The sequence below is a fragment of the Embleya sp. NPDC025285 genome (assembly GCF_055558835.1).
In genome coordinates, this window is sequence record NZ_JBVHLU010000263.1 from 1 (window position 1) to 2,342 (window position 2,342).

The 2,342-nt window shown below is 68.4% G+C and carries 2 protein-coding genes; both read left to right on the forward strand.

Annotated elements, in window-relative coordinates; all coding sequences use genetic code 11:
• Positions 1 to 87 precede the first annotated feature (87 nt).
• Positions 88 to 1,653, forward strand: a complete 1,566-nt coding sequence (locus ACZ4FV_RS52060) for an ISL3 family transposase (protein WP_465328473.1) — start codon at positions 88 to 90, stop codon at positions 1,651 to 1,653.
• A gap of 84 nt (positions 1,654 to 1,737) precedes the next feature.
• Positions 1,738 to 2,250: a hypothetical protein gene (locus ACZ4FV_RS52065; RefSeq protein WP_402241900.1), complete on the forward strand. Its 513-nt coding sequence runs from the start codon at positions 1,738 to 1,740 to the stop codon at positions 2,248 to 2,250.
• The last annotated feature ends 92 nt before the right edge of the window (positions 2,251 to 2,342 follow it).

The window sequence follows — 2,342 nt, forward strand, 5'->3', positions numbered from 1 at the left end:
TGATGGTCGGCGCGGTCGTCGGCGGGAAACCTCTGACTGTGTTCTATCGAACTGTCGCAATTGATACCGAACTTGGCCGACGTGCTGGTGACCTCGACTGATCTCACGGGTCCCGTGATCGGGATCCGGGCCCGTACGAACTCCCTTGCTGCGGTGGCCTGTACGGGGTGTGGTGTGCCGAGCGAGTGGAGTCACAGCCGCTACGTGCGGCACCTCGCGGACGCTGGGGTCGGGGGTCGGCCCGTGCGGATCGACCTGAGTGTGCGCCGTTTGTACTGCGAGAATCCGGCCTGCCCGAAGGTGACCTTCGCCGAGCAGGTGCCGGGGTTGACCGTGCGCTATCAACGGCGCACTCCGCTGTTGCAGCGTGTGGTCGAGGAGGTCGGCGTCCTCCTGGCGGGCCGCGGTGGGGCCCGGATGCTGCGGGTCGTCGATGTCGCACTCTCGCGGAGCACCGTGCTCGCCCAGTTGATGCGCATACCGCTGCCCCCGCTCGTCACTCCCCGAGTACTGGGGGTGGACGACTTCGCGCTGTACGGCGACACCTACGGCACCCTCCTGGTGGACGCCACGACCCGCCTTCCGCTCACGCTCTGGGAAGGCCGGGACGCCGAGCAGCTCGGCCGATGGCTGCGTGAACACCCCGGCGTCGAGGTCGCCTGCCGCGACGGGTCGCTCGCCTATCGGCAGGGCATCGCCACGGGCGCCCCCGACGCCCTCCAGGTCAGCGACCGTTTTCACCTCTGGCAGGGCCTGTCCCGGCGCGTGAAGGACGTCGCCTCCGCCCACCGCGACTGCCTGCCCGCCGCGCTGCCCGAACCTCAGGACACCACCCCCGAGCGCGACGGGGCGGCAACGGCGGACACGCGCGCCGATCGCCACGCACGGCGGCTGTTCGAGGCCGTGCACGCGGCCACCCACACCGGTCGCTCCCACAGCAGCGTGGCCCGCGAACTCGGCCTGGACCGCCGCACGGTCCGCAAGTACGCTCGCGCCCGCACCTGGCAGGAGGTCGTGCGCCGACCGCCCCGCCGACCGTCCACGTTGGACCCCTACCTCGACTACCTGCAACAACGCTGGGACGAAGGCGAGCACAGCGCCACCGTCCTTCACCAGGAGCTCTCGACCAAGGGCTACTCGGGCCACTACCAGCGCGTGAAGATGGCTGTCGCGCCGCTGCGGCGTGGCCTGCCCCTGGACGAGCCTCGCGAACGGCCGCCGTCCCCACGCGAGGTCGCACGCTGGATCGTCACCGCTCCCCACAAGCACACTCCGCATACCGCCGAGCGCCTGCACCGGCTCCTCGAACACTGTCCGGAACTCCACCGCACCCACGGCCTGGTACGGCAGTTCTCCGCCATGCTCGACTCCCACGACGCCGCACCGCTACCCGACTGGCTCGACGGGCTCACCAACAGCGGACTGGCGCCTCTCGTCGGGGTCGCAGCAGCCCTGCGCGAGGACCGGAACGCCGTCGTCCAGGGGATCACCACCCGCTATAACTCCGGCGTCAACGAAGGTCGCATCACCGACGTGAAACTCCAGAAACGCATCATGGCCGGACGCGCCGGCGTCCCCCTCCTCCGCCACCGCGTCGTCCTCATCGCCCACCTACGCCGCCGATATCCGGAGGGTGCGGCTCGTTTCGAGTGAAGCTTGCGATCAAGGGGTGGTAGGCGCTCTTGGATCGCCAGAAAATCCGGCGCGGGTGGCGTGAACTGCGGTTACTGTGCTGCCGTGATTCTGACTGACGCCGAGATAGGTGACTTGCTCGCCTCCGCCGGGCTCCGACTCGTCGAACGAGTCCGACAGGAGGTCCGACTGCCGCTACCGAAGTACGCGTCGCCTGCGAGCGCCGGGCCTGAGCACGGACGCTTCGACTCCGACCCGGAAGAGGTCGCCGACCTGGACGCTTCGGACTTCGCCGACAAGGTCAACACGGGCTGGCATCGAATGGCCGCGGAGTTCGGGCTCCTCGACGAGAAGCGCGAGTTTCTGCTCGCGCTCGGCCGAGCCCGCCTCGGGGACGATTCGGACCATGAGCCGTACGAGGTGTGGTTCCGTGTCCAACTGCTCGACGAGTGGGACCTGGTGAGAAGTGAGGTGGACTTGCTGCGGAGCGGCTTCGCGACCCTCTTCACTGATCGTTTCGTTCCGGAGTTCACGGTGGCGTCCCTGGACGGTCAGATGATGATGAGCACCACCATCTGGGGTAACGGCACGCTCAGCACCATCGCCATCCGCCCGTAACCGGCGCTCCCGCACGGAAGTTCGCGCTCACTGGATGATCAGTGTCGGTCCTCGAAACGAACCGCACCCACATCCGGATCGGCAGACCACCG